Source organism: Vibrio chagasii (assembly GCA_041879415.1).
Lineage (GTDB): Bacteria > Pseudomonadota > Gammaproteobacteria > Enterobacterales > Vibrionaceae > Vibrio.
The window spans coordinates 2,978,867-2,997,603 of sequence record CP090851.1 but is presented as its reverse complement, the minus strand read 5'-3'; the positions used below and the strand labels follow the sequence as shown (position 1 = coordinate 2,997,603).

Here is an 18,737-nt window from a genome sequence, read left to right as displayed (position 1 = left end):
AAGTTACCAAAATAAAGGTAATACGGGAGAATTCCGATGAAAGGCGCAGAATTAGTCGTATCCGCACTAAAGCAGCAAGGAATAGAGACCGTATTTGGCTACCCAGGTGGTGCCATCATGCCAATCTACGATGCACTTTATGACGGCGGAGTTGAACATATCTTATGTCGCCATGAGCAAGGCGCAGCAATGGCTGCGATCGGTATGGCTCGTGCAACACAAGATGTGGCAGTGTGTATGGCAACCTCAGGCCCTGGTGCTACTAACCTAGTCACTGGTTTAGCCGATGCCTTTATGGATTCTATCCCACTGGTTGCAATCACAGGTCAAGTTGCAAGCTCCCACATAGGTACCGATGCATTCCAAGAGATGGATGTGATTGGTATGTCTCTATCATGTACTAAACACAGCTACCTAGTCACCGACATTGAAGAGCTAGCTCCAACACTAGCCGAAGCGTTTGTGGTAGCAAAATCTGGCCGACCTGGCCCAGTTATCGTTGATATCGCCAAGGATGTTCAACTGGCTGAAGCTCCTGTAAACTCTCTTCCTGAATTTACTCCTCCTGCAATTCCGGTTGCGACAACCGATGCGATTGAGCAGGCACAATATTTCTTATCTCAAGCAACCCGCCCCGTGTTATACGTAGGTGGTGGTGTGCAACTGGCAAAAGCAACCGGCGCAGTTCGTGAGTTCTTACGCCTCAACCCAATGCCAGCAGTAAGTACACTGAAAGGCTTAGGTACCATTGAGCGTGACGACCCACACTACTTAGGCATGTTAGGTATGCACGGCACCAAAGCCGCTAACCTAGTGGTTCAAGAGAGTGATTTATTGATTGTTGTTGGTGCTCGTTTTGATGACCGAGTAACAGGCAAGCTCGATACCTTTGCACCTCACGCTAAGGTTATCCATATCGATATCGATGCAGCTGAGTTCAGTAAACTGCGTCTGGCTAATGCACCAATTCGTGGCGACATCAACAAGATCATGCCTCAACTAGAGCTTACTCAAGACATCTCTTCTTGGGTTCATCATTCTGAAGGCCTACGTAGCTCATTCAAGTGGCGATATGACCACCCAGGAGATCTGATCTTTGCTCCACTGCTGTTGAAGCAGCTTTCAGACATGATGCCAGCAAGCTCTATCGTTTCAACTGATGTAGGCCAACACCAAATGTGGGCTGCGCAGCATATTCAACCTCGCGATCCACAAAACTTCATCACCTCTGCCGGTTTAGGCACCATGGGCTTTGGTTTACCAGCCGCGATGGGTGCTTCGGTTGGCCGTCCTGATGACCAATCTATCCTTATCTCTGGTGATGGTTCGTTCATGATGAACGTGCAAGAGCTTGGTACGCTAAAACGCCGCCAAATCCCAGTGAAGATGGTACTGCTAAACAACTCTCGCTTGGGTATGGTTCGCCAATGGCAATCTCTGTTCTTTGATGGTCGCCACAGTGAAACCATCTTAGATGACAACCCAGACTTCGTAATGCTTGCAAAAGCCTTCGATATCCCAGGCAAGACCATCACTCGCAAAGAAGAAGTAGAACCCGCTCTAAAAGAGATGCTAGAGAGCAAGACGGCTTACCTACTTCATGTTCTTATCGATGAAGAAGAGAACGTATGGCCACTAGTACCGCCAGGTGCTTCAAACAGTGATATGTTGGAGAACACATAACATGAAAAGATACCTATTAGACATCAAAGCCGATGATAAGCCAGTACTACTAGAGCGTGTTCTTCGTGTTATTCGTCACCGTGGTTTCATCGTTAAGCAAGTAGCCGGTACTCAGAATCATGAAAGCAAGATCGCCAGCGTTGAGATCATTGTCGACAGTGAGCGTCCAATTTCCTTCTTGGTAAATCAAATCGAAAAGCTGTGGGATGTACGTACCGTTGACGTTATCTCTATCAGTCGTAATGAATTGCCAAACAACAACTTACAACAAAAGATAAGTGCATAAGGAACCGCAAACATGACAGCAAAAACGGCAGACTATATTTGGTTTAATGGTGAAATGGTTCCTTGGGCTGAGGCGAACGTTCACGTCTTAACCCACGCTATGCACTACGGTACTTCAGTGTTTGAAGGTGTACGTTGCTACGACACACCAAAAGGTCCGGTCATCTTCCGTCACCCAGAGCACGCAAAGCGCCTAAAAGACTCAGCAAAAATCTACCGCTTCCCGATTCCTTACACTGAGGAAGAAATTATGGAAGCGACTCGCGAAACACTACGTCAAAACAAACTAGAGTCTGCGTACATCCGCCCTCTAGGCTTTGTTGGTAACGTGGGTTTGGGTGTATGTCCTCCAGAAAATACTGAGATGGACCTAATCATCGCCGCTTTCCCTTGGGGCTCTTACCTAGGTGAAGAAGCGCTAGAAAATGGCGTAGATGCGATGATCTCAAGCTGGAACCGTGCGGCTCCAAACACCATCCCAACAGCTGCAAAAGCGGGTGGTAACTACCTATCTTCACTACTGGTTGGTGGTGAAGCACGTCGTCATGGTTACGATGAAGGTATCGCTCTCAGTGTCGATGGTTACCTTTCTGAAGGTGCGGGTGAGAACATCTTTGTTGTGCGCAATGGCGTGCTATCTACACCACCAGCGACCAGTGCAATTCTGCCGGGCATCACGCGTGATTCAATCATGACGCTAGCAAAAGACATGGGGTATGAGATCCGTGAAGAGAACATTGCTCGCGAAGCGCTATACCTTGCCGACGAAGTCTTCATGACAGGCACAGCAGCGGAAATTGTTCCAGTTCGCAGTGTAGACAAAATTACAGTAGGTGAAGGCAAACGCGGTCCTATCACTGAAAAAGTTCAAGCGGCTTACTTTGGTCTTTTCAATGGTACCACTGAAGATAAGTGGGGCTGGCTAGACTATGTTTACCCAGAAAACCAAACTTCAGAAAATCAGTAAGCAACAGCCAAATATTTTATAAGGATTTAAGCAATGCCAATCTATCGTTCAGCAACGACTACCCACGGACGCAACATGGCTGGTGCGCGCGCTTTATGGCGTGCAACTGGCGTTAAAGATGATGACTTCGGTAAGCCAATCATCGCAGTTGTAAACTCTTTCACTCAATTCGTACCGGGCCACGTTCACCTTAAAGATATGGGCCAATTAGTTGCAGGTGAAATCGAGAAAGCGGGCGGTATCGCTAAAGAATTCAATACCATCGCAGTTGATGATGGTATCGCAATGGGTCACGGCGGCATGCTGTACTCACTGCCATCACGTGAGCTTATCGCAGACTCTGTAGAGTACATGGTTAATGCTCACTGTGCGGATGCGATGGTATGTATCTCTAACTGTGACAAAATCACTCCGGGAATGATGATGGCAGCAATGCGCCTAAACATCCCAGTGATCTTTGTATCAGGTGGCCCAATGGAAGCAGGTAAAACCAAGCTTTCCGATCAGATCATCAAGCTAGACCTTGTTGATGCGATGATCCAAGGTGCCGATCCAACAATTTCAGATGAGCAAAGTGAGCAAGTAGAGCGCTCTGCATGTCCAACATGTGGTTCATGTTCAGGCATGTTCACGGCTAACTCAATGAACTGTCTAACCGAAGCGCTTGGTCTGTCTCAGCCAGGTAACGGCTCTATGCTAGCAACGCACGCTGACCGTGAAGAGCTGTTCATCAATGCCGGCAAGCGTATCGTTGACCTGACTAAGCGTTACTACGAGCAAGACGACGCATCAGCACTGCCTCGCAATATCGCGAACCGCGCAGCCTTTCAAAATGCGATGGCTCTAGATATCGCAATGGGTGGTTCTAGTAACACCGTTCTTCACCTATTAGCAGCGGCTCAAGAAGGTGAAGTGGACTTTGATATGGGCGATATCGACGAGATGTCTCGTCGTGTTCCACACCTATGTAAAGTGGCTCCTTCAACACCGAAATACCACATGGAAGACGTTCACCGCGCTGGTGGTGTAATGGCTATCCTAGGTGAGCTAGACCGTGCAGGCCTACTGAACAACCAAACTCGTACTGTACTTGGCCTAAGCATGCAAGAGCAGCTTGCTCAATACGACATCATGCAGACAGAGGACGAAGCGGTACTTAAGTTCTTCCGCGCGGGTCCTGCTGGTATTCGTACGACTAAAGCCTTCTCGCAAGATTGTCGTTGGGATCGCCTTGATGACGACCGTAAAGAAGGTTGTATCCGTACCAAAGAGAACGCATTCAGCCAAGAAGGTGGCCTAGCGGTACTTTCAGGTAATATCGCCGTTGACGGTTGTATCGTTAAGACAGCAGGCGTTGATGAAGAGAACCTGAAATTCCAAGGTCCTGCTATCGTATTTGAAAGCCAAGACACAGCCGTAGAAGGCATCTTAGGTGGCAAAGTAAAAGCGGGTGAAGTGGTTGTTATCCGTTACGAAGGCCCTAAAGGTGGTCCGGGCATGCAAGAGATGCTTTACCCGACGACTTACCTAAAATCTATGGGCTTAGGTAAGTCTTGTGCACTACTAACGGATGGTCGTTTCTCTGGTGGTACATCGGGTCTATCTATCGGTCACGCTTCTCCAGAAGCAGCAAGTGGCGGTACTATCGGCCTAGTTCAAGATGGCGACATCATCACTATCGATATCCCTAGCCGTTCAATCACACTGGATGTGCCTGAGGCTGAGCTAGAAGCACGTCGTGTTAAGCAGGATGCACTAGGCTGGAAACCAGCAGACCGTCAACGTGAAGTATCATTCGCACTAAAAGCTTACGCAAGCATGGCAACCAGTGCTGATAAAGGCGCGGTGCGTGATAAGTCGAAGCTTGAGGGCTAATCTATGAGTGATGACACGGTCAGTCCCCAAAAACAAACTGGCGCAGATTATCTGCGTCAGATCCTGAGAGCGCCAGTTTACGAAGCAGCAATAGTGACACCTCTGCAAGAGATGCCTCGCTTAAGTGCTCGTATTGGTAATCAGGTTCAGCTAAAGCGCGAAGACCGTCAGCCGGTCCACTCGTTCAAGCTACGTGGTGCCTACAACATGGTATCAAGCCTTTCAGAGCAGCAGAAAGCCGCAGGTGTGATTGCCGCATCGGCAGGTAACCATGCTCAAGGTATGGCACTGTCCGGTTCTAAGCTTGGTATTCAAACCACGATTGTGATGCCAAAAACCACACCAGATATCAAAGTTGATGCTGTACGTGGCTTTGGCGGTAACGTGGTTCTGCACGGCAGCAACTTTGATGAAGCAAAGGCTGAAGCAGAGCGCCTTTCCGCTGAACATGGCTACACCTTTGTGCCTCCTTTCGATCACCCATTGGTGATCGCAGGACAAGGCACCATGGGTATGGAGATGCTTCAGCAAAATGGTCACATGGATTACATCTTTGTGCCTGTCGGTGGTGGTGGTTTAGCGGCTGGTGTTGCAGTGCTAGTTAAGCAGCTGATGCCAGAAATCAAAGTCATCGCGGTTGAACCAGAAGATTCATCTTGCTTGAAAGCAGCACTCGACGCCGGAGAACCAGTAGTACTGGATCAAGTCAGCATGTTTGCCGATGGTGTTGCGGTTAAGCGCATTGGTGAAGAGACATTCCGTCTGTGTCAGCAGTACATCGATGGTCACATTGCTGTGTCTAGCGATGAGATCTGCTCTGCGGTGAAAGACATCTTTGAAGATACTCGCGCAATTGCCGAACCTTCTGGTGCACTTGCTCTGGCAGGATTGAAGAAGTTTGCTGAGCAGAACCAATTGCAAGGCAAGCAACTGGCAACGGTACTGTCTGGTGCTAATACCAACTTCCATGGTCTGCGCTATGTGTCTGAACGTTGTGAATTGGGTGAGAAGCGCGAAGGTCTGCTTGCGGTTACTATTCCTGAACGACAAGGTGCCTTCCTAGAGTTCTGTAATATCATTGGCGGCCGTGCTGTGACTGAGTTTAACTACCGTCATAACGATGACAGCCTGGCGAACATCTTCGTCGGTGTACGTCTCAATGGTGGACAGGAAGAACTCGATCACATCATCAACGACCTACGTGAAGGTGGCTACCCAGTCGTCGACCTGTCTGATGATGAGATGGCAAAACTGCACATTCGCTACATGATTGGTGGCAAGCCATCAAAACCATTGAAAGAGCGCTTGTACAGCTTTGAGTTTCCAGAATATCCAGGTGCATTGATTAAGTTCCTTGATACCTTAGGTACTCACTGGAATATCAGCCTGTTCAACTACCGTAACCACGGCGCTGATTACGGCCGCGTATTATGTGGTTTTGAACTGGACGATGAAGATTTGGCTCAGTTCTCTACTCACCTGAGAGAGCTTGGTTACCAGTGCAAAGATGAAACCGATAACCCTTCTTACAAGTTCTTCTTGTCATAAGAGCGAGTTACCGAAACAAAAGAGCGAGTGAAAACTCGCTCTTTTTGATCTTGCCGACAAAGATCTTTCAATTAGATCGCTTTGCGATGATCCAACCAATCTCGGTGAAGTTGTTCACTGGATCCTAAATAGTTGACCATCCACTCGATCAACTTGTGGTTGTCGTCTTTTCGCCACACCAAGCAGCACTGACTCAACGGGCTCGGCTCTGGCAAAATTTTCTCCACCAGCAAACCTTGCTCGATAATCGGCGCGGCAATATGCCTTGGCATGTACCCTACTCCAACACCGTTCTTCAGACATTCAATCGCGCTATACCAGTTAGGTAACAGCAAACGCCTTTGATTAGCGTAGTGGCCAGTGTGACGCTTAGGCAGCACGCTTGAGGTGTCATCCAAGCAGATGGCTGGATATTGGCTCACGAACTCTTCATTGAGATTCTGTTCGCGCACACACGGGTGACTTGGTGACATCACAAACGCCCAATCTAATTGCCCCATGTCTTTGACTTCAAAATCGCCGCCAACTGGCACTGCCGAGGTCGCGCCAATCACGATATCCGCTCTGCCTTGTGCTATTGCTTCCCAAGAGCCGTTAAACACTTCCATGTTGATCTGTAGCTCAGCAAACTCAAAGGTTTGATAAAACTCTTCAATCATCGGCTTCATCTTGTCGAGCTTCACCACATTGTCGAGCGTAAGACGCAAGGTTTTCTTCCAACCACGAGCTGCTCGACGAGTCTGGGCACTGACCTCTTCCATTTGTCTCAGTAGTGCACGCGCCTCTTCAATGAACAGTTCACCTGCCGGAGTGAGCTCGACCTTTCTCGGTAAACGCCTGAAAAGTAAAACATCCAGTTCTTGCTCGACTTGTCTGACACCATAGCTGATCGCCGAGGGCACTTTGTGCAACTGCTCAGCCGCCGCGGTAAAGCTACCCAAGCGCGCTACCGTATCGAGCATTTCTAAAGAGGATTTAGAGAACATAAGCCTTCAAATTTTTTGATTGATAACCACATATTTTAGCGTTTTATTTTATCAGATCCGAAAAATAGAATGTCAGCATAAATAAACAGGGACTTTCACCTCTGTATATCAAACAATTTTTTTGATGATAAAAACATCACTACTTTTAGCGTAATGGCATCTTATGAATATTTCTAAATTTCAATTGGTCTACCTTGCAGTACTTTCAATGCTAGGTTTTATCGCGACCGATATGTACCTTCCTGCATTTAAGGCGATGGAGATCGATTTCGCAACCGGCCCTGAGCAGATCGCACTATCTCTTACCGTGTTCCTTGGTGGTATGGCAATGGGTCAACTGCTTTGGGGACTGGCGAGTGATAAATACGGTCACCGCAATACGCTGGCGGTTGGTCTTTTTATTTTCACGGCCGCTTCGTTCGGTTTGGCATTCAGTACTGAGGTATGGCACCTACTGACGCTGCGCTTCATTCAAGCGATTGGCGTATGTGCACCAGCGGTAATCTGGCAAGCGATGGTTATCAAGCGCTACTCTGAGAGCAGCAGCCAACAAATTTTTGCAACCATCATGCCTTTGGTGGCACTGTCTCCAGCTCTGGCACCTCAACTTGGTGTACTACTGGCAGATAACTTTGGCTGGCACAGCATCTTCGTGACATTAACACTAATGGGTGCGCTGCTAGTGGCAACTACTATGGCTCAACCAAAAGAAGCGCCAGAAGTAAAACAAACATCAGTTAAAACTGATATCAAGATGCTGCTTAAATCAAAGCCTTACGTGGGCAACGTATTGATGTTTGCATCGGCTTCTGCAGCGTTCTTCGCTTACCTAACGGGTATGCCTGAGATCATGGCTCAGTTAGGCTACGAAGCAAAAGATATCGGCCTGAGTTTCATCCCACAGACGATCGCATTCATGGCGGGTGGTTACTTCGGTAAGCAAGCCGTGAAGAAGTATGGTGATGGTGTGGTACTAAGAAATCTGATTGGTTTGTTCAGCGTTGCTGCAATGCTTATCTTCATCGCATCGCAGTGGGAGCTGACATCAATCTGGCCTCTACTTGCACCTTTCTGTCTGATTGCAGTAGCGAATGGCGCACTTTACCCAATCGTGGTAAACCGTGCCCTATCAAGTGCGAAGCAAAGCCCAGCAACAGCGGCTGGCCTACAGAATAGCTTGCAAATCAGCATCAGCAGCCTATCAAGCGCATTGGTAGCAGCAATGGCTAGCCAAGCACTAAGTGCAACAGGTATTGCAGTTGTAATTTGTTTAGGCGCCCTATGGATTGGCTACATTGTGTCGAACAAAGAGCTTTCAGAACACTTTGCAGCACCAGATAACTCTCGTGTTGTAGCAGAAGAGAAGCAAGACTAGTTTCTAGCTTCATATAAACAAAAAAAGAGCGAGGTTACTCGCTCTTTTTATATCTGAATTTTGTACTCACTAGAGTTACTGCGAAACCGCTTCTCCATCAACAACTTCCAACGCAGGTGCCTTATGGCGGCTGTACTCATCATAGTTAACCACTCGACTGCGTCCCATGTCTTTTGCCATGTACAGAGCATTGTCCGCCATCTTAACCAGAGATTCGGTATCTGAGGCTGGCTTAGGATATGTCGCGACACCAATCGATACACCTAACTGGCCTAAAGAAAGCCCTTTGTGCTCTAAGTGCATAGAACGAACCGCATCACACAAGGTTTGTCCGAATTCGGTCGCTTGCTGCATGGTGTAATGTGGAAGCAGCACCGCCAACTCTTCACCACCTAAGCGACAAGCAATCTCATCTTCACTGACACTTTGCTTGAGCAAAGCGCTGATCTCTTTTAGTACGAAGTCACCCGCATCATGACCAAAGTTGTCATTAAAGCGTTTGAAATGATCCAAATCGAGCATTAACAAAGACAGTGGCTGCTCGCTGGTGGCCGAATTCATCGAGTGTTCTTCTAGCTTCTGCTCAAAGAAGCGACGGTTGAACAGTCCAGTGAGTGGATCGCTCAATGCTTGCGAGCGAAGCTTCTCTTGCAGGCTCAAGTTAGCCAGCGCCAAGCCTAGGTGTTCTGACACACTGAAAGCCAATTGCTCGGTGATTGGGTCAATCTCGATATGCCCTTGACCGAAATAAAGGTGCATGATGCCAATGGTGTTGCCATGAGCGGTCAATGGGATACAAAGCGTCTGATTGTTTTCCATCTCATGCATGTGACCACAAGTTAACGAGTGAAAGTCATCATTTGATTGATGTGCTCGCCCCTTTCGCAGTGACCAACACTCTTCCGGTGCAAAGCTCGCACTTCCTGGCCAAGCCTCTCCCCAATCTAGCTGAGTGATGAGCTGGTTACGCGAAGCACGCATCAATGAAACACTGCCGTTCACCTGACCAAGAATTCGCGGCAAGATATCTGAGACGATCTGCTGAGCTTCCACCATGTTGTTACATGCCGCAAGCATATTCGCCAAACGGTGCATCAACTCAATCTCATGGGTTCTTTGGCGAATACGCTCATCTTGCTTCTTCTGCTCTTCTTCAACCTTGTGCACAATCTGACGGTTACTCACATACGAAGTGCCAATCAAAAAGCTCAAGCTCAATACAACCATCCCGATCAGAATACCCATTAGCTGGAAGTTCATCTGCTTAAGTTGATGCATTGGTGAAGAGATCACGATAACGAAACTGCTGCCATTCATCGACTCTTTGTGCGAGTAATAGATACGATCGACAGAAGTGACGGTACTAAAGCGTACATCGCTGCCAAGGCCAGTTTTCAAAGCTTGCTGAAACTCGGGACGATTGCTGTGGTTCTCAACACTCGCAAGTGCATGATCGGAAAGGTCTGTATCACCAATGACCACACCGTCAGTGTTAATGACCTGTATTCTCAGCCGAGTGCTGGCTTGCGTCAAGTTGCCAATGTAGTCGTCCACATCCACTCCGGGAGTAAACAAACTGCTATCTTCACGGATTTCATAGACAACATCAGACATCAATGAGACGAGATGGTTACGTTCGTTCTCTACCACTAACTTTTCCAAGGTGATGTAAAAGCCGTATAAGCCCACCAGCATTGAAAAAGATAAAATAACGATCGGCAAGGTTTGCCACTTTTTATCAACAAGTCTCATTTTGCACACACTTTAAATTTACAGAATGACAGACCAAATATTAACAATCTGCCTACAAAATACAATTAGGAAATAGATTATTTTTTTATCAGTAAATGATGACAAAAAAGCCAGCAACGTTAGTTGCTGGCTTTCACAAGAATCAAACTTTAAGTGTTAGAAGATTACTTTTTCTTTGGGCGCTGCCAATCCGCAATCTTGCGCTCTTTAGCACGGCTGATAACCAGTTCATTTTCAGAAACATCACGCGTTACCGTTGAACCCGCGCCTACTGTCGCGCCATTGCCGATAGTAACAGGGGCGATTAATTGGCTATCAGAACCAACGAATACGTCATCGCCGATGATAGTCTTAAACTTGTTCGCACCATCGTAGTTACAAGTAATAGCACCAGCACCAACGTTAACACGCTGGCCAATCTCAGCATCACCTAAGTAAGTAAGGTGGTTCGCTTTAGAACCTTCACCAAGACGAGTGTTCTTCACTTCAACAAAGTTACCAACGTGCGAATCATTACGCATGTCAGCACCTGGACGTAGGCGAGTAAATGGACCAACTGTGCAGTCTTCACCAACAGTTGCACCTTCAATTACGCTGTATGGGCGAATAACCGTGTTGTCATCAATTTCACAGTCTTTTAAAACACAGCCAGTGCCGATAACCACGTTATCACCAATGCTTACGCTGCCTTCAATAATCACGTTGGTGTCGATTTCAACGTCCATACCACACTGCAGTTCGCCACGTAGATCAAAGCGGCTTGGATCGCGTAGCATAACGCCCTGCTTCAATAGCTTGTCTGCTTGCTCAGCTTGGTAAGCACGCTCTAGACGAGCCAGTTGAGAGCGATCGTTCACGCCTTCAACTTCAATTGGGCTTACAGGGTGTACAGCTTCTACCGCACGACCTTCATCATGAGCTGCAGCAATAACGTCAGTTAGGTAGTATTCACCTTGCGCGTTGTCATTGCTTAAGCCAGACAACCAACGCTTAAGATCACCACCTGTCGCGACCATAACGCCGGTGTTGATCTCTTTGATAAGCTTCTGCTCATCCGTTGCATCTTTTTGTTCAACTATAGCTACTACTGGGCCATTGCGACGAATGATACGGCCGTAACCCATTGGGTTATCCAGCACAACCGTAAGTAGTGCAATACCACCGTTTGGTTGAGCGTCTAATAGGTTTTCAATAGTTTCAGGCGAGATAAGAGGAACATCACCGTAAAGCACCAGTACTTTCTCATCATCAGCAAAGTGCGCTGATGCCTGATCAACCGCATGACCTGTACCTAACTGCTCTGCTTGCAGTGCCCAATTTACCGATTCCTCAGCCAAAGTAGCCTTCATCTGATCACCACCATGGCCGTAAACCAAGTGGATATTTTGAGCGCCTAGACCATTACAGGTATCGATCACATGCTTCACCATTGGTTTGCCTGCAAGAGTATGCAGAACCTTTGGTGTGTTTGAGTACATGCGAGTACCTTTGCCCGCTGCAAGAATTACCGCGCTAAACTTCATTGTAAACCTATCCGACGTAATTTTTATTTAAGCTGATATTGTAACCGTTTTGAGACAAAAACTTAAATTGTAATAACCATTTAATCGGTGGTGATACGTAAACGTATATATATGAGTATGCAAAAAAACAAAAAGGCGACCCTTAGGTCGCCTTTAGCTCAGAACCAATAATCTTATAAAAGATTAGCGGCGCTGTTTTGTCAGTTCGATAACTCGTAACTGAGCAATGGCTTTAGCCAGTTCACCGGCCGCTTGTGCGAAGTCTATGTCGCCATGCTGATTTTGGATATTCTCCACAGCTTTGCGTTTAGCTTCTTCCGCCTTTGCTGCGTCTAGCTCTTCACCACGGATAGCTGTATCAGCCAGTACAGTCGCTGTACCAGGCTGAACTTCTACCATACCACCAGAAACATAAATGATTTCTTCGTGGCCGTGCTGCTTAACAATACGCACCATACCAGGCTTGATAGCGGTCAGCAGTGGAGTATGACCATGGAAAATACCAAGCTCACCCTCACTACCGGTCACCTGAAACGTCTCAACAAGACCAGAGAAAAGCTTTTTCTCTGCACTTACTACGTCTAGGTGAAAGGTTATTGCTGCCATATCGCCTCCTAGTTAGCCTTATAGCTTCTTAGCATTCTCAATAGCTTCGTCGATAGTACCGCAGTACATGAACGCTTGCTCTGGAATGTCATCGTATTCACCAGATAGTAGACCTTGGAAGCCACGTAGAGTCTCTTTTAGAGGTACGTAAACACCTGGGTCACCAGTAAATACTTCCGCTACGTGGTAAGGCTGAGTAAGGAACTTCTCAATCTTACGAGCACGAGATACTACTTGCTTATCTTCTTCAGATAGCTCGTCCATACCTAGGATAGCAATGATATCTTTCAGCTCTTTATAGCGCTGAAGTGTAGACTGAACGCCACGAGCGATGTCGTAGTGCTCTTGTCCAACTACCAATGGATCCAGTTGGCGAGATGTAGAATCTAGCGGGTCGATCGCTGGGTATAGACCCATAGCTGCGATGTTACGGTTAAGTACAACCGTTGCATCCAAGTGCGCGAACGTTGTTGCTGGAGACGGGTCAGTCAAGTCATCCGCAGGTACGTATACCGCCTGTACAGACGTGATAGAACCTTGCTTAGTTGACGTGATACGCTCTTGTAGAACACCCATTTCTTCCGCAAGAGTAGGTTGGTAACCTACCGCAGAAGGCATACGGCCTAGAAGTGCTGATACCTCAGTACCTGCAAGCGTGTAACGGTAGATGTTATCTACGAATAGTAGAACGTCACGACCTTCGTCACGGAAACGCTCAGCCATTGTTAGACCAGTCAGTGCAACACGTAGGCGGTTACCTGGTGGCTCGTTCATCTGACCGTAAACCATCGCTACTTTTGATTCTTCAGGTTTTTCAACGTTTACAACGCCTGCTTCCTGCATCTCAAAGTAGAAATCGTTACCTTCACGAGTACGCTCACCTACACCTGCAAATACAGATAGGCCAGAGTGTTGAAGTGCGATGTTGTTGATAAGTTCCATCATGTTAACGGTCTTACCTACACCTGCACCACCGAATAGACCGATTTTACCACCCTTAGCGAATGGACAAACCAAGTCGATTACCTTAACACCCGTCTCTAGAAGAGCTGTCTCGTTAGACTGTTCTTCGTAGCTTGGAGCTTCACGGTGAATTGCGTAGTGCTCTTCTGCACCGATTTCACCACACTCATCAATCGCGTCACCTAGAACGTTCATGATACGACCTAAGGTCTTAGTACCTACTGGTACTGAGATTGGAGCGCCAGTATTTTCTACTGTCAAACCACGACGTAAACCATCAGAGCTACCCATTACGATTGCGCGAACTACGCCACCGCCAAGTTGTTGCTGAACTTCAAGAACTAGACGCTCTTTCACTTCATTAACATTCAGAGCATCGTATACACGAGGTACTTCGCCCTGTGGGAACTCTACGTCGACTACCGCACCGATGATCTGTACGATCTTACCTGTAGCCATCGTTAATCCTCTAACTATTTAGTTTTACCTAAGCTTAAAACGAATAAGCGATTAAACCGCTGCTGCGCCTGAAACGATTTCAGAAAGTTCTTGTGTAATAGCCGCTTGACGCGCCTTGTTGTACACAAGCTCTAAATCATCGATTAGGTCGCTAGCGTTGTCGGTTGCAGCTTTCATTGCAATCATTCGAGCCGCTTGCTCACAAGCAAGGTTCTCTACCACACCTTGGTACACTTGAGATTCGACGTAACGAACCAATAGTGCATCTAGTAGTGGTTTTGGCTCAGGCTCATAAATGTAGTCCCAAGCATGATCGCGCTGCATGTCTTCGCTATCTGATTTAGGCAAAGGAAGTAATTGATCGATCGTTGGTTCTTGTACCATAGTGTTTTCAAACTTGTTGAACACTACGAACAGGCGATCCAATTCACCTTCATCATATTTCTTTAGCATTACGCTTACAGAGCCGATTAAGTCTTCAAGGCTTGGGCTATCGCCTAGGCCAGAAACTTGAGCTGCTACTTTCGCGCCGCTGTTGTTGAAAAATGCTGTTGCTTTTGAACCGATAATTGCCAGTTCAACTTCAGCACCTTTCTCAGACCAGTCTTTCATGTCTAACATAGCTTTCTTGAACAAGTTAATGTTCAAGCCGCCACATAGACCACGGTCTGTAGAAACGATGATGTAACCAACACGTTTGGCTTCACGTTCCTCAAGATAAGGATGCTTATACTCAAGGCTACCGTTAGCCAAATGACCGATCACTTTACGCATTGTTTCTGCATATGGACGAGTAGCTTCCATTGCGTCTTGAGAACGACGCATTTTTGAAGCTGCTACCATTTCCATTGCTTTCGTAATCTTCTGTGTGCTTTTAACACTACCGATTTTATTACGTATCTCTTTTGCGCCGGCCATCGTTACTCTCCGTTAATGGTATGAGGTGACCCGAAGGCCACCCACCAATTACCAGGTCTGGGTTGCTTTGAAATCGTCAACAAGCTTCTTCAGCTCAGCTTCGATATCATTGTTGTAAGCACCCGTTGTGTCGATCTGTGTAGCTAGATCGCCATATTGACCGCGAGCAAACGATAGTAAAGCAGCTTCAAAATCTAGCAGCTTATCAAGCGCTACATCTTGAAGGTAACCACGCTCTGCAGCGAAGATTACAAGTGCTTGGTCAAATACAGACATAGGAGCGTACTGCTTCTGCTTCATTAGCTCTGTAACTTTTTGACCATGGTCTAGCTGCTTCTTAGTCGCTTCATCAAGGTCAGACGAGAACTGTGCGAATGCCGCTAGTTCACGATACTGTGCTAGAGCTGTACGGATACCGCCAGATAGCTTCTTGATGATTTTAGTCTGCGCTGAACCACCTACACGAGATACTGAGATACCTGGGTCAACAGCTGGACGTACGCCCGCGTTGAATAGCTCAGTTTGTAGGAAGATCTGACCATCGGTAATCGAGATTACGTTCGTCGGTACGAATGCAGATACGTCACCAGCTTGCGTTTCAATGATAGGAAGAGCAGTTAAAGAACCAGTCTTGCCTTTCACTTCACCTTTAGTGAATGTTTCTACGTAGTGTTCGCTTACACGAGCAGCACGCTCTAGTAGACGAGAGTGAAGGTAGAAAACATCACCAGGGAATGCTTCACGACCTGGTGGACGCTTAAGTAGTAGCGAGATCTGACGGTAAGCTACAGCTTGCTTAGATAGATCATCATAAACAATCAGTGCATCTTCACCGCGATCACGGAAGTATTCACCCATCGCACAACCTGCGTATGGCGCTAGGTATTGCAGCGCTGCAGATTCAGAAGCAGATGCAACAACAACGATAGTGTTAGCTAGCGCGCCGTGCTCTTCTAGTTTGCGAACTACGTTAGCGATAGTCGATGCTTTCTGACCGATTGCTACGTAGATAGAGAAAATACCAGAATCTTTTTGGTTAATAATCGCATCGATCGCCATCGCTGTTTTACCAGTTTGACGGTCACCGATTACTAGCTCACGTTGACCACGACCGATAGGGATCATTGAGTCAACAGACTTGTAACCAGTTTGTACAGGTTGATCTACCGATTTACGGTCGATTACACCTGGTGCAATTACTTCTACAGGCGAAGTTAGTTTCGCTTCGATAGGACCTTTACCATCAATTGGCTCACCTAGTGTGTTTACAACACGACCAAGTAGTTCTGGACCTACTGGCACTTCAAGAATGCGGCCAGTACCTGTAACTTTCATGCCTTCCTGTAGGTCAGCATATGGGCCCATTACAACAGCACCAACCGAATCACGGTTCAAGTTAAGTGCTAGCGCGTAACGGCCACCCGGTAGTTCAATCATTTCACCTTGCATCACGTCCGCTAGGCCGTGAATGCTAAGGATGCCATCGCTTACCGAAACGATAGTACCTTCATTGCGAGCTTCACTAACAACGTCGAAAGATTCAATACGTTGTTTAATTAGATCGCTAATTTCAGTGGAATTAAGTTGCATGCTCCAATCCCCATTAAGACTGCAATGCATCGCTCAGGCGGTCTAGTCGACCACGTGCTGAGTTATCGATGACTAGGTCTCCGGCTCGAATAATAACTCCGCTAAGCAGAGTCTCATCTATACTGCAATTCAGCTGTACTTTGCGCGCTAGGCGCTGTTCCAATTTGCTGCTGATATCTGCGCGTTGTTCTTCAGAAAGTTCAACCGCTGAAGTCACTTCAACGTCGATCTCTTTCTCGTGCTCTTGTTTGAGCAATAAGAACTCTTTGCAAACATCAGGAAAAGCCATTAATCGGCCATTCTCTGCCATCACTTTTATCAAGTTCTGGCCGAATTCATCAAATTGTTCGCCACAAACTGCAATGAATACTTCCGCTAATTTTTCAGCAGTTAGAGAACTGCTTAGTAGATTGTGGATATCATTGTTTTGTGCCACTTCGGCAGCAAAAGAGAGCATTTGACTCCATTGGTCAAGCTCACCTTTTTCTACCGCAAAGTCAAAAGCTGCTTTAGCATAGGGGCGTGCGATTGTTGTCAAATCAGACATATACAGCCCCTTGCTTTAAAGTTTTGCAGTAATGTTGTCAAGAAGGTCTTTGTGTACGTCTTTATCGATCGTACGCTCAAGGATCTTCTCAGCACCAGCTATAGCCAGAGTTGCGACTTGTTTGCGCAGGTCATCACGGGCACGTGTGCGCTCAGCTTCAAGTTCTGCTTCAGCTTGCGCTAAGATTTTCTGGCGTTCTGCCTGAGCTTCTTCGCGAGCTTCATCAATAATTTGAGCTTTACGTTTGTTTGCCTGTTCAATAACCTCAGTTGCAGTGCGCTTTGCTTCTTTCATTTGCTCAGAAGCGTTGGCTTGTGCCAGGTTCAAGTCTTTAGCAGCGCGCTCAGCGGCTACTAGACCGTCAGCAATTTTCTTCTGACGCTCTTCAATTGCTTGCATGATTGGTGGCCATACATATTTCATGCAGAACCAAACAAACAGTGAAAAAGCAATTGCTTGACCTAGCAGAGTTGCGTTCATATTCACAACAGCTACCCCTCGTTAAGAATCAACTACAAAAATTTAATTAACTATTAAAGAGTTAATTAGCCTGCTAGTTGACCAACAAATGGGTTAGCAAACGTGAATAGTAGTGCGATTACGATACCGATCATTGGAACAGCATCCAGTAGACCAGCGATGATGAACATCTTAACTTGTAGCATAGGAGCCATTTCAGGTTGACGCGCAGCGCCTTCTAGGAATTTACCACCAAGAATAGCAAAACCAATTGCAGTACCTACGGCACAAAGACCAACAATAATAGCAACAGCGATTGCTGAAAAACTTAGTACAGTTTCCATTTACGTTCTCCGATTAACATTAATAGTTAGAATAAAGCTTAAAAATTTTTTTTAGTGATCACTATCTTCGTGAGCCATTGATAAGTAAACAATTGTCAACATCATGAAAACAAATGCTTGAATCAAAATAACCAAGATGTGGAAGATAGCCCAAGGTAGTGCACCTACCCATTGTAAGTACCACGGTAGCATTGCCGCGATAAGAATAAACACCACCTCACCCGCAAACATATTACCAAACAAACGCATACCTAGAGATAGTGGCTTCGCCAGAAGCGAAATTACCTCAAGTACCAAGTTAAATGGAATCATGATTGGGTGATTAAATGGATGCAGTGCCAATTCTTTAGCAAATCCGCCCAAGCCTTTTACTTTGATGCTGTAGTAGATCATCAGAGCAAAAACACCTAGAGCCATTGCCATGGTTATATTTACATCAGCTGTAGGAACCACTTTCAAGTAAGGGATGCCTAACCAATGCTCTGCAGGATATGGTAAGAAATCGATTGGCACTAAGTCCATCAAGTTCATTAAAATAATCCAGCAGAATATAGTCAGTGCTAATGGGGCAATCAGCGGGTTGCGGCCATGGAAAGTTTCTTTAACGTTGTCGCCAACGAATTCCACTACCATTTCTACAAAACACTGAAGCTTACCAGGTACACCTACTGTTGCTTTCTTAGCGACTGAGCGAAAAACCCAAAGGAATAACATCCCTGTCAACACCGAAAAAAACAGACTGTCTATATGTACGTTCCAGAAACTTGTCTCCTCTACAAAACCTAACTTAGCTAAAGATAGATTCTGTAAGTGGTGTTCAATGTATCCGGATGCTGTTGCCGCAGCCATAACTCGTC

General features: G+C 46.6%; 17 protein-coding genes. 6 read left to right on the top strand and 11 right to left on the bottom strand.

What is annotated here, in order from left to right; translation table 11 throughout:
* Positions 1–36: 36 nt before the first annotated feature.
* From ilvG to ilvA, 5 genes are read left to right on the top strand one after another with little or no spacing between them, the layout of a single operon-like run.
* Positions 37–1,683, top strand: a complete 1,647-nt coding sequence (ilvG, locus tag L0991_13455) for an acetolactate synthase 2 catalytic subunit (GenBank protein ID XGB62368.1) — start codon at positions 37–39, stop codon at positions 1,681–1,683.
* A gap of 1 nt (position 1,684) precedes the next feature.
* On the top strand, positions 1,685–1,969 hold the full coding sequence (gene ilvM / locus L0991_13450; GenBank protein ID XGB62367.1) for an acetolactate synthase 2 small subunit: 285 nt from the start codon (positions 1,685–1,687) through the stop codon (positions 1,967–1,969).
* Positions 1,970–1,981: 12 nt separating this feature from the next.
* The gene (locus L0991_13445) at positions 1,982–2,935 is read left to right on the top strand and encodes a branched-chain amino acid transaminase (GenBank protein XGB62366.1); all 954 of its coding nucleotides are present in this window, start codon (positions 1,982–1,984) and stop codon (positions 2,933–2,935) included.
* Between the two features lie 33 nt (positions 2,936–2,968).
* Entirely contained in the window at positions 2,969–4,810 is a 1,842-nt protein-coding gene (gene ilvD / locus L0991_13440; GenBank protein XGB62365.1) for a dihydroxy-acid dehydratase, read from the top strand.
* 3 nt (positions 4,811–4,813) lie between these two features.
* Positions 4,814–6,358 (top strand): threonine ammonia-lyase, biosynthetic, encoded by a 1,545-nt coding sequence (gene ilvA, locus L0991_13435; GenBank protein XGB62364.1) that lies wholly within the window; start codon positions 4,814–4,816, stop codon positions 6,356–6,358.
* A 71-nt stretch (positions 6,359–6,429) separates the two neighbouring features.
* Here the strand turns inward: ilvA and L0991_13430 are convergent, their stop codons facing one another.
* On the bottom strand, positions 6,430–7,344 hold the full coding sequence (locus L0991_13430) for a LysR family transcriptional regulator (protein XGB62363.1): 915 nt from the start codon (positions 7,342–7,344) through the stop codon (positions 6,430–6,432).
* A 163-nt stretch (positions 7,345–7,507) separates the two neighbouring features.
* On the opposite strand from L0991_13430, the gene L0991_13425 reads away from it, so the two are divergent.
* Complete coding sequence (locus L0991_13425; GenBank protein XGB62362.1) at positions 7,508–8,719, top strand: Bcr/CflA family multidrug efflux MFS transporter; 1,212 nt, start codon at positions 7,508–7,510, stop codon at positions 8,717–8,719.
* A 75-nt stretch (positions 8,720–8,794) separates the two neighbouring features.
* Here the strand turns inward: L0991_13425 and L0991_13420 are convergent, their stop codons facing one another.
* The 10 genes from L0991_13420 to atpB form a co-directional block, all read right to left on the bottom strand.
* On the bottom strand, positions 8,795–10,414 hold the full coding sequence (locus L0991_13420) for a sensor domain-containing diguanylate cyclase (protein XGB63904.1): 1,620 nt from the start codon (positions 10,412–10,414) through the stop codon (positions 8,795–8,797).
* A 221-nt stretch (positions 10,415–10,635) separates the two neighbouring features.
* Positions 10,636–11,994: a bifunctional UDP-N-acetylglucosamine diphosphorylase/glucosamine-1-phosphate N-acetyltransferase GlmU gene (gene glmU, locus L0991_13415; protein XGB62361.1), complete on the bottom strand. Its 1,359-nt coding sequence runs from the start codon at positions 11,992–11,994 to the stop codon at positions 10,636–10,638.
* A 183-nt stretch (positions 11,995–12,177) separates the two neighbouring features.
* Positions 12,178–12,600, bottom strand: a complete 423-nt coding sequence (gene atpC, locus L0991_13410) for a F0F1 ATP synthase subunit epsilon (protein ID XGB62360.1) — start codon at positions 12,598–12,600, stop codon at positions 12,178–12,180.
* An 18-nt stretch (positions 12,601–12,618) separates the two neighbouring features.
* Complete coding sequence (gene atpD / locus L0991_13405) at positions 12,619–14,022, bottom strand: F0F1 ATP synthase subunit beta (protein ID XGB62359.1); 1,404 nt, start codon at positions 14,020–14,022, stop codon at positions 12,619–12,621.
* 51 nt (positions 14,023–14,073) lie between these two features.
* Entirely contained in the window at positions 14,074–14,940 is an 867-nt protein-coding gene (gene atpG / locus L0991_13400; GenBank protein XGB62358.1) for a F0F1 ATP synthase subunit gamma, read from the bottom strand.
* A gap of 48 nt (positions 14,941–14,988) precedes the next feature.
* A complete protein-coding gene (gene atpA, locus L0991_13395) occupies positions 14,989–16,530 on the bottom strand; it encodes a F0F1 ATP synthase subunit alpha (GenBank protein ID XGB62357.1) in 1,542 nt (513 codons plus the stop codon).
* Positions 16,531–16,543: 13 nt separating this feature from the next.
* Complete coding sequence (gene atpH, locus L0991_13390; GenBank protein ID XGB62356.1) at positions 16,544–17,077, bottom strand: F0F1 ATP synthase subunit delta; 534 nt, start codon at positions 17,075–17,077, stop codon at positions 16,544–16,546.
* 15 nt (positions 17,078–17,092) lie between these two features.
* Positions 17,093–17,563, bottom strand: coding sequence for a F0F1 ATP synthase subunit B (gene atpF / locus L0991_13385; protein ID XGB62355.1), 471 nt, complete (start codon positions 17,561–17,563; stop codon positions 17,093–17,095).
* 59 nt (positions 17,564–17,622) lie between these two features.
* Positions 17,623–17,880 carry a F0F1 ATP synthase subunit C gene (gene atpE, locus L0991_13380; protein XGB62354.1) on the bottom strand — a complete coding sequence of 86 codons (258 nt, stop codon included), beginning with the start codon at positions 17,878–17,880 and terminating at the stop codon, positions 17,623–17,625.
* 51 nt (positions 17,881–17,931) lie between these two features.
* Positions 17,932–18,729 (bottom strand): F0F1 ATP synthase subunit A, encoded by a 798-nt coding sequence (gene atpB / locus L0991_13375; GenBank protein ID XGB62353.1) that lies wholly within the window; start codon positions 18,727–18,729, stop codon positions 17,932–17,934.
* Positions 18,730–18,737 lie beyond the last annotated feature (8 nt).

Excerpts from the sequence above, each read along its gene's own strand:
- L0991_13430 (XGB62363.1), bottom strand. The coding sequence starts at position 7,344 with ATGTTCTCTAAATCCTCTTTAGAAATGCTCGATACGGTAGCGCGCTTG.
- ilvG (XGB62368.1), top strand. The coding sequence starts at position 37 with ATGAAAGGCGCAGAATTAGTCGTATCCGCACTAAAGCAGCAAGGAATA.
- L0991_13420 (XGB63904.1), bottom strand. The coding sequence starts at position 10,414 with ATGCTGGTGGGCTTATACGGCTTTTACATCACCTTGGAAAAGTTAGTG.
- atpE (XGB62354.1), bottom strand. The coding sequence starts at position 17,880 with ATGGAAACTGTACTAAGTTTTTCAGCAATCGCTGTTGCTATTATTGTT.
- ilvA (XGB62364.1), top strand. The coding sequence starts at position 4,814 with ATGAGTGATGACACGGTCAGTCCCCAAAAACAAACTGGCGCAGATTAT.
- atpC (XGB62360.1), bottom strand. The coding sequence starts at position 12,600 with ATGGCAGCAATAACCTTTCACCTAGACGTAGTAAGTGCAGAGAAAAAG.
- L0991_13445 (XGB62366.1), top strand. The coding sequence starts at position 1,982 with ATGACAGCAAAAACGGCAGACTATATTTGGTTTAATGGTGAAATGGTT.
- atpA (XGB62357.1), bottom strand. The coding sequence starts at position 16,530 with ATGCAACTTAATTCCACTGAAATTAGCGATCTAATTAAACAACGTATT.
- atpH (XGB62356.1), bottom strand. The coding sequence starts at position 17,077 with ATGTCTGATTTGACAACAATCGCACGCCCCTATGCTAAAGCAGCTTTT.
- atpD (XGB62359.1), bottom strand. The coding sequence starts at position 14,022 with ATGGCTACAGGTAAGATCGTACAGATCATCGGTGCGGTAGTCGACGTA.
- glmU (XGB62361.1), bottom strand. The coding sequence starts at position 11,994 with ATGAAGTTTAGCGCGGTAATTCTTGCAGCGGGCAAAGGTACTCGCATG.
- atpB (XGB62353.1), bottom strand. The coding sequence starts at position 18,729 with ATGGCTGCGGCAACAGCATCCGGATACATTGAACACCACTTACAGAAT.
- atpG (XGB62358.1), bottom strand. The coding sequence starts at position 14,940 with ATGGCCGGCGCAAAAGAGATACGTAATAAAATCGGTAGTGTTAAAAGC.
- ilvM (XGB62367.1), top strand. The coding sequence starts at position 1,685 with ATGAAAAGATACCTATTAGACATCAAAGCCGATGATAAGCCAGTACTA.
- ilvD (XGB62365.1), top strand. The coding sequence starts at position 2,969 with ATGCCAATCTATCGTTCAGCAACGACTACCCACGGACGCAACATGGCT.
- L0991_13425 (XGB62362.1), top strand. The coding sequence starts at position 7,508 with ATGAATATTTCTAAATTTCAATTGGTCTACCTTGCAGTACTTTCAATG.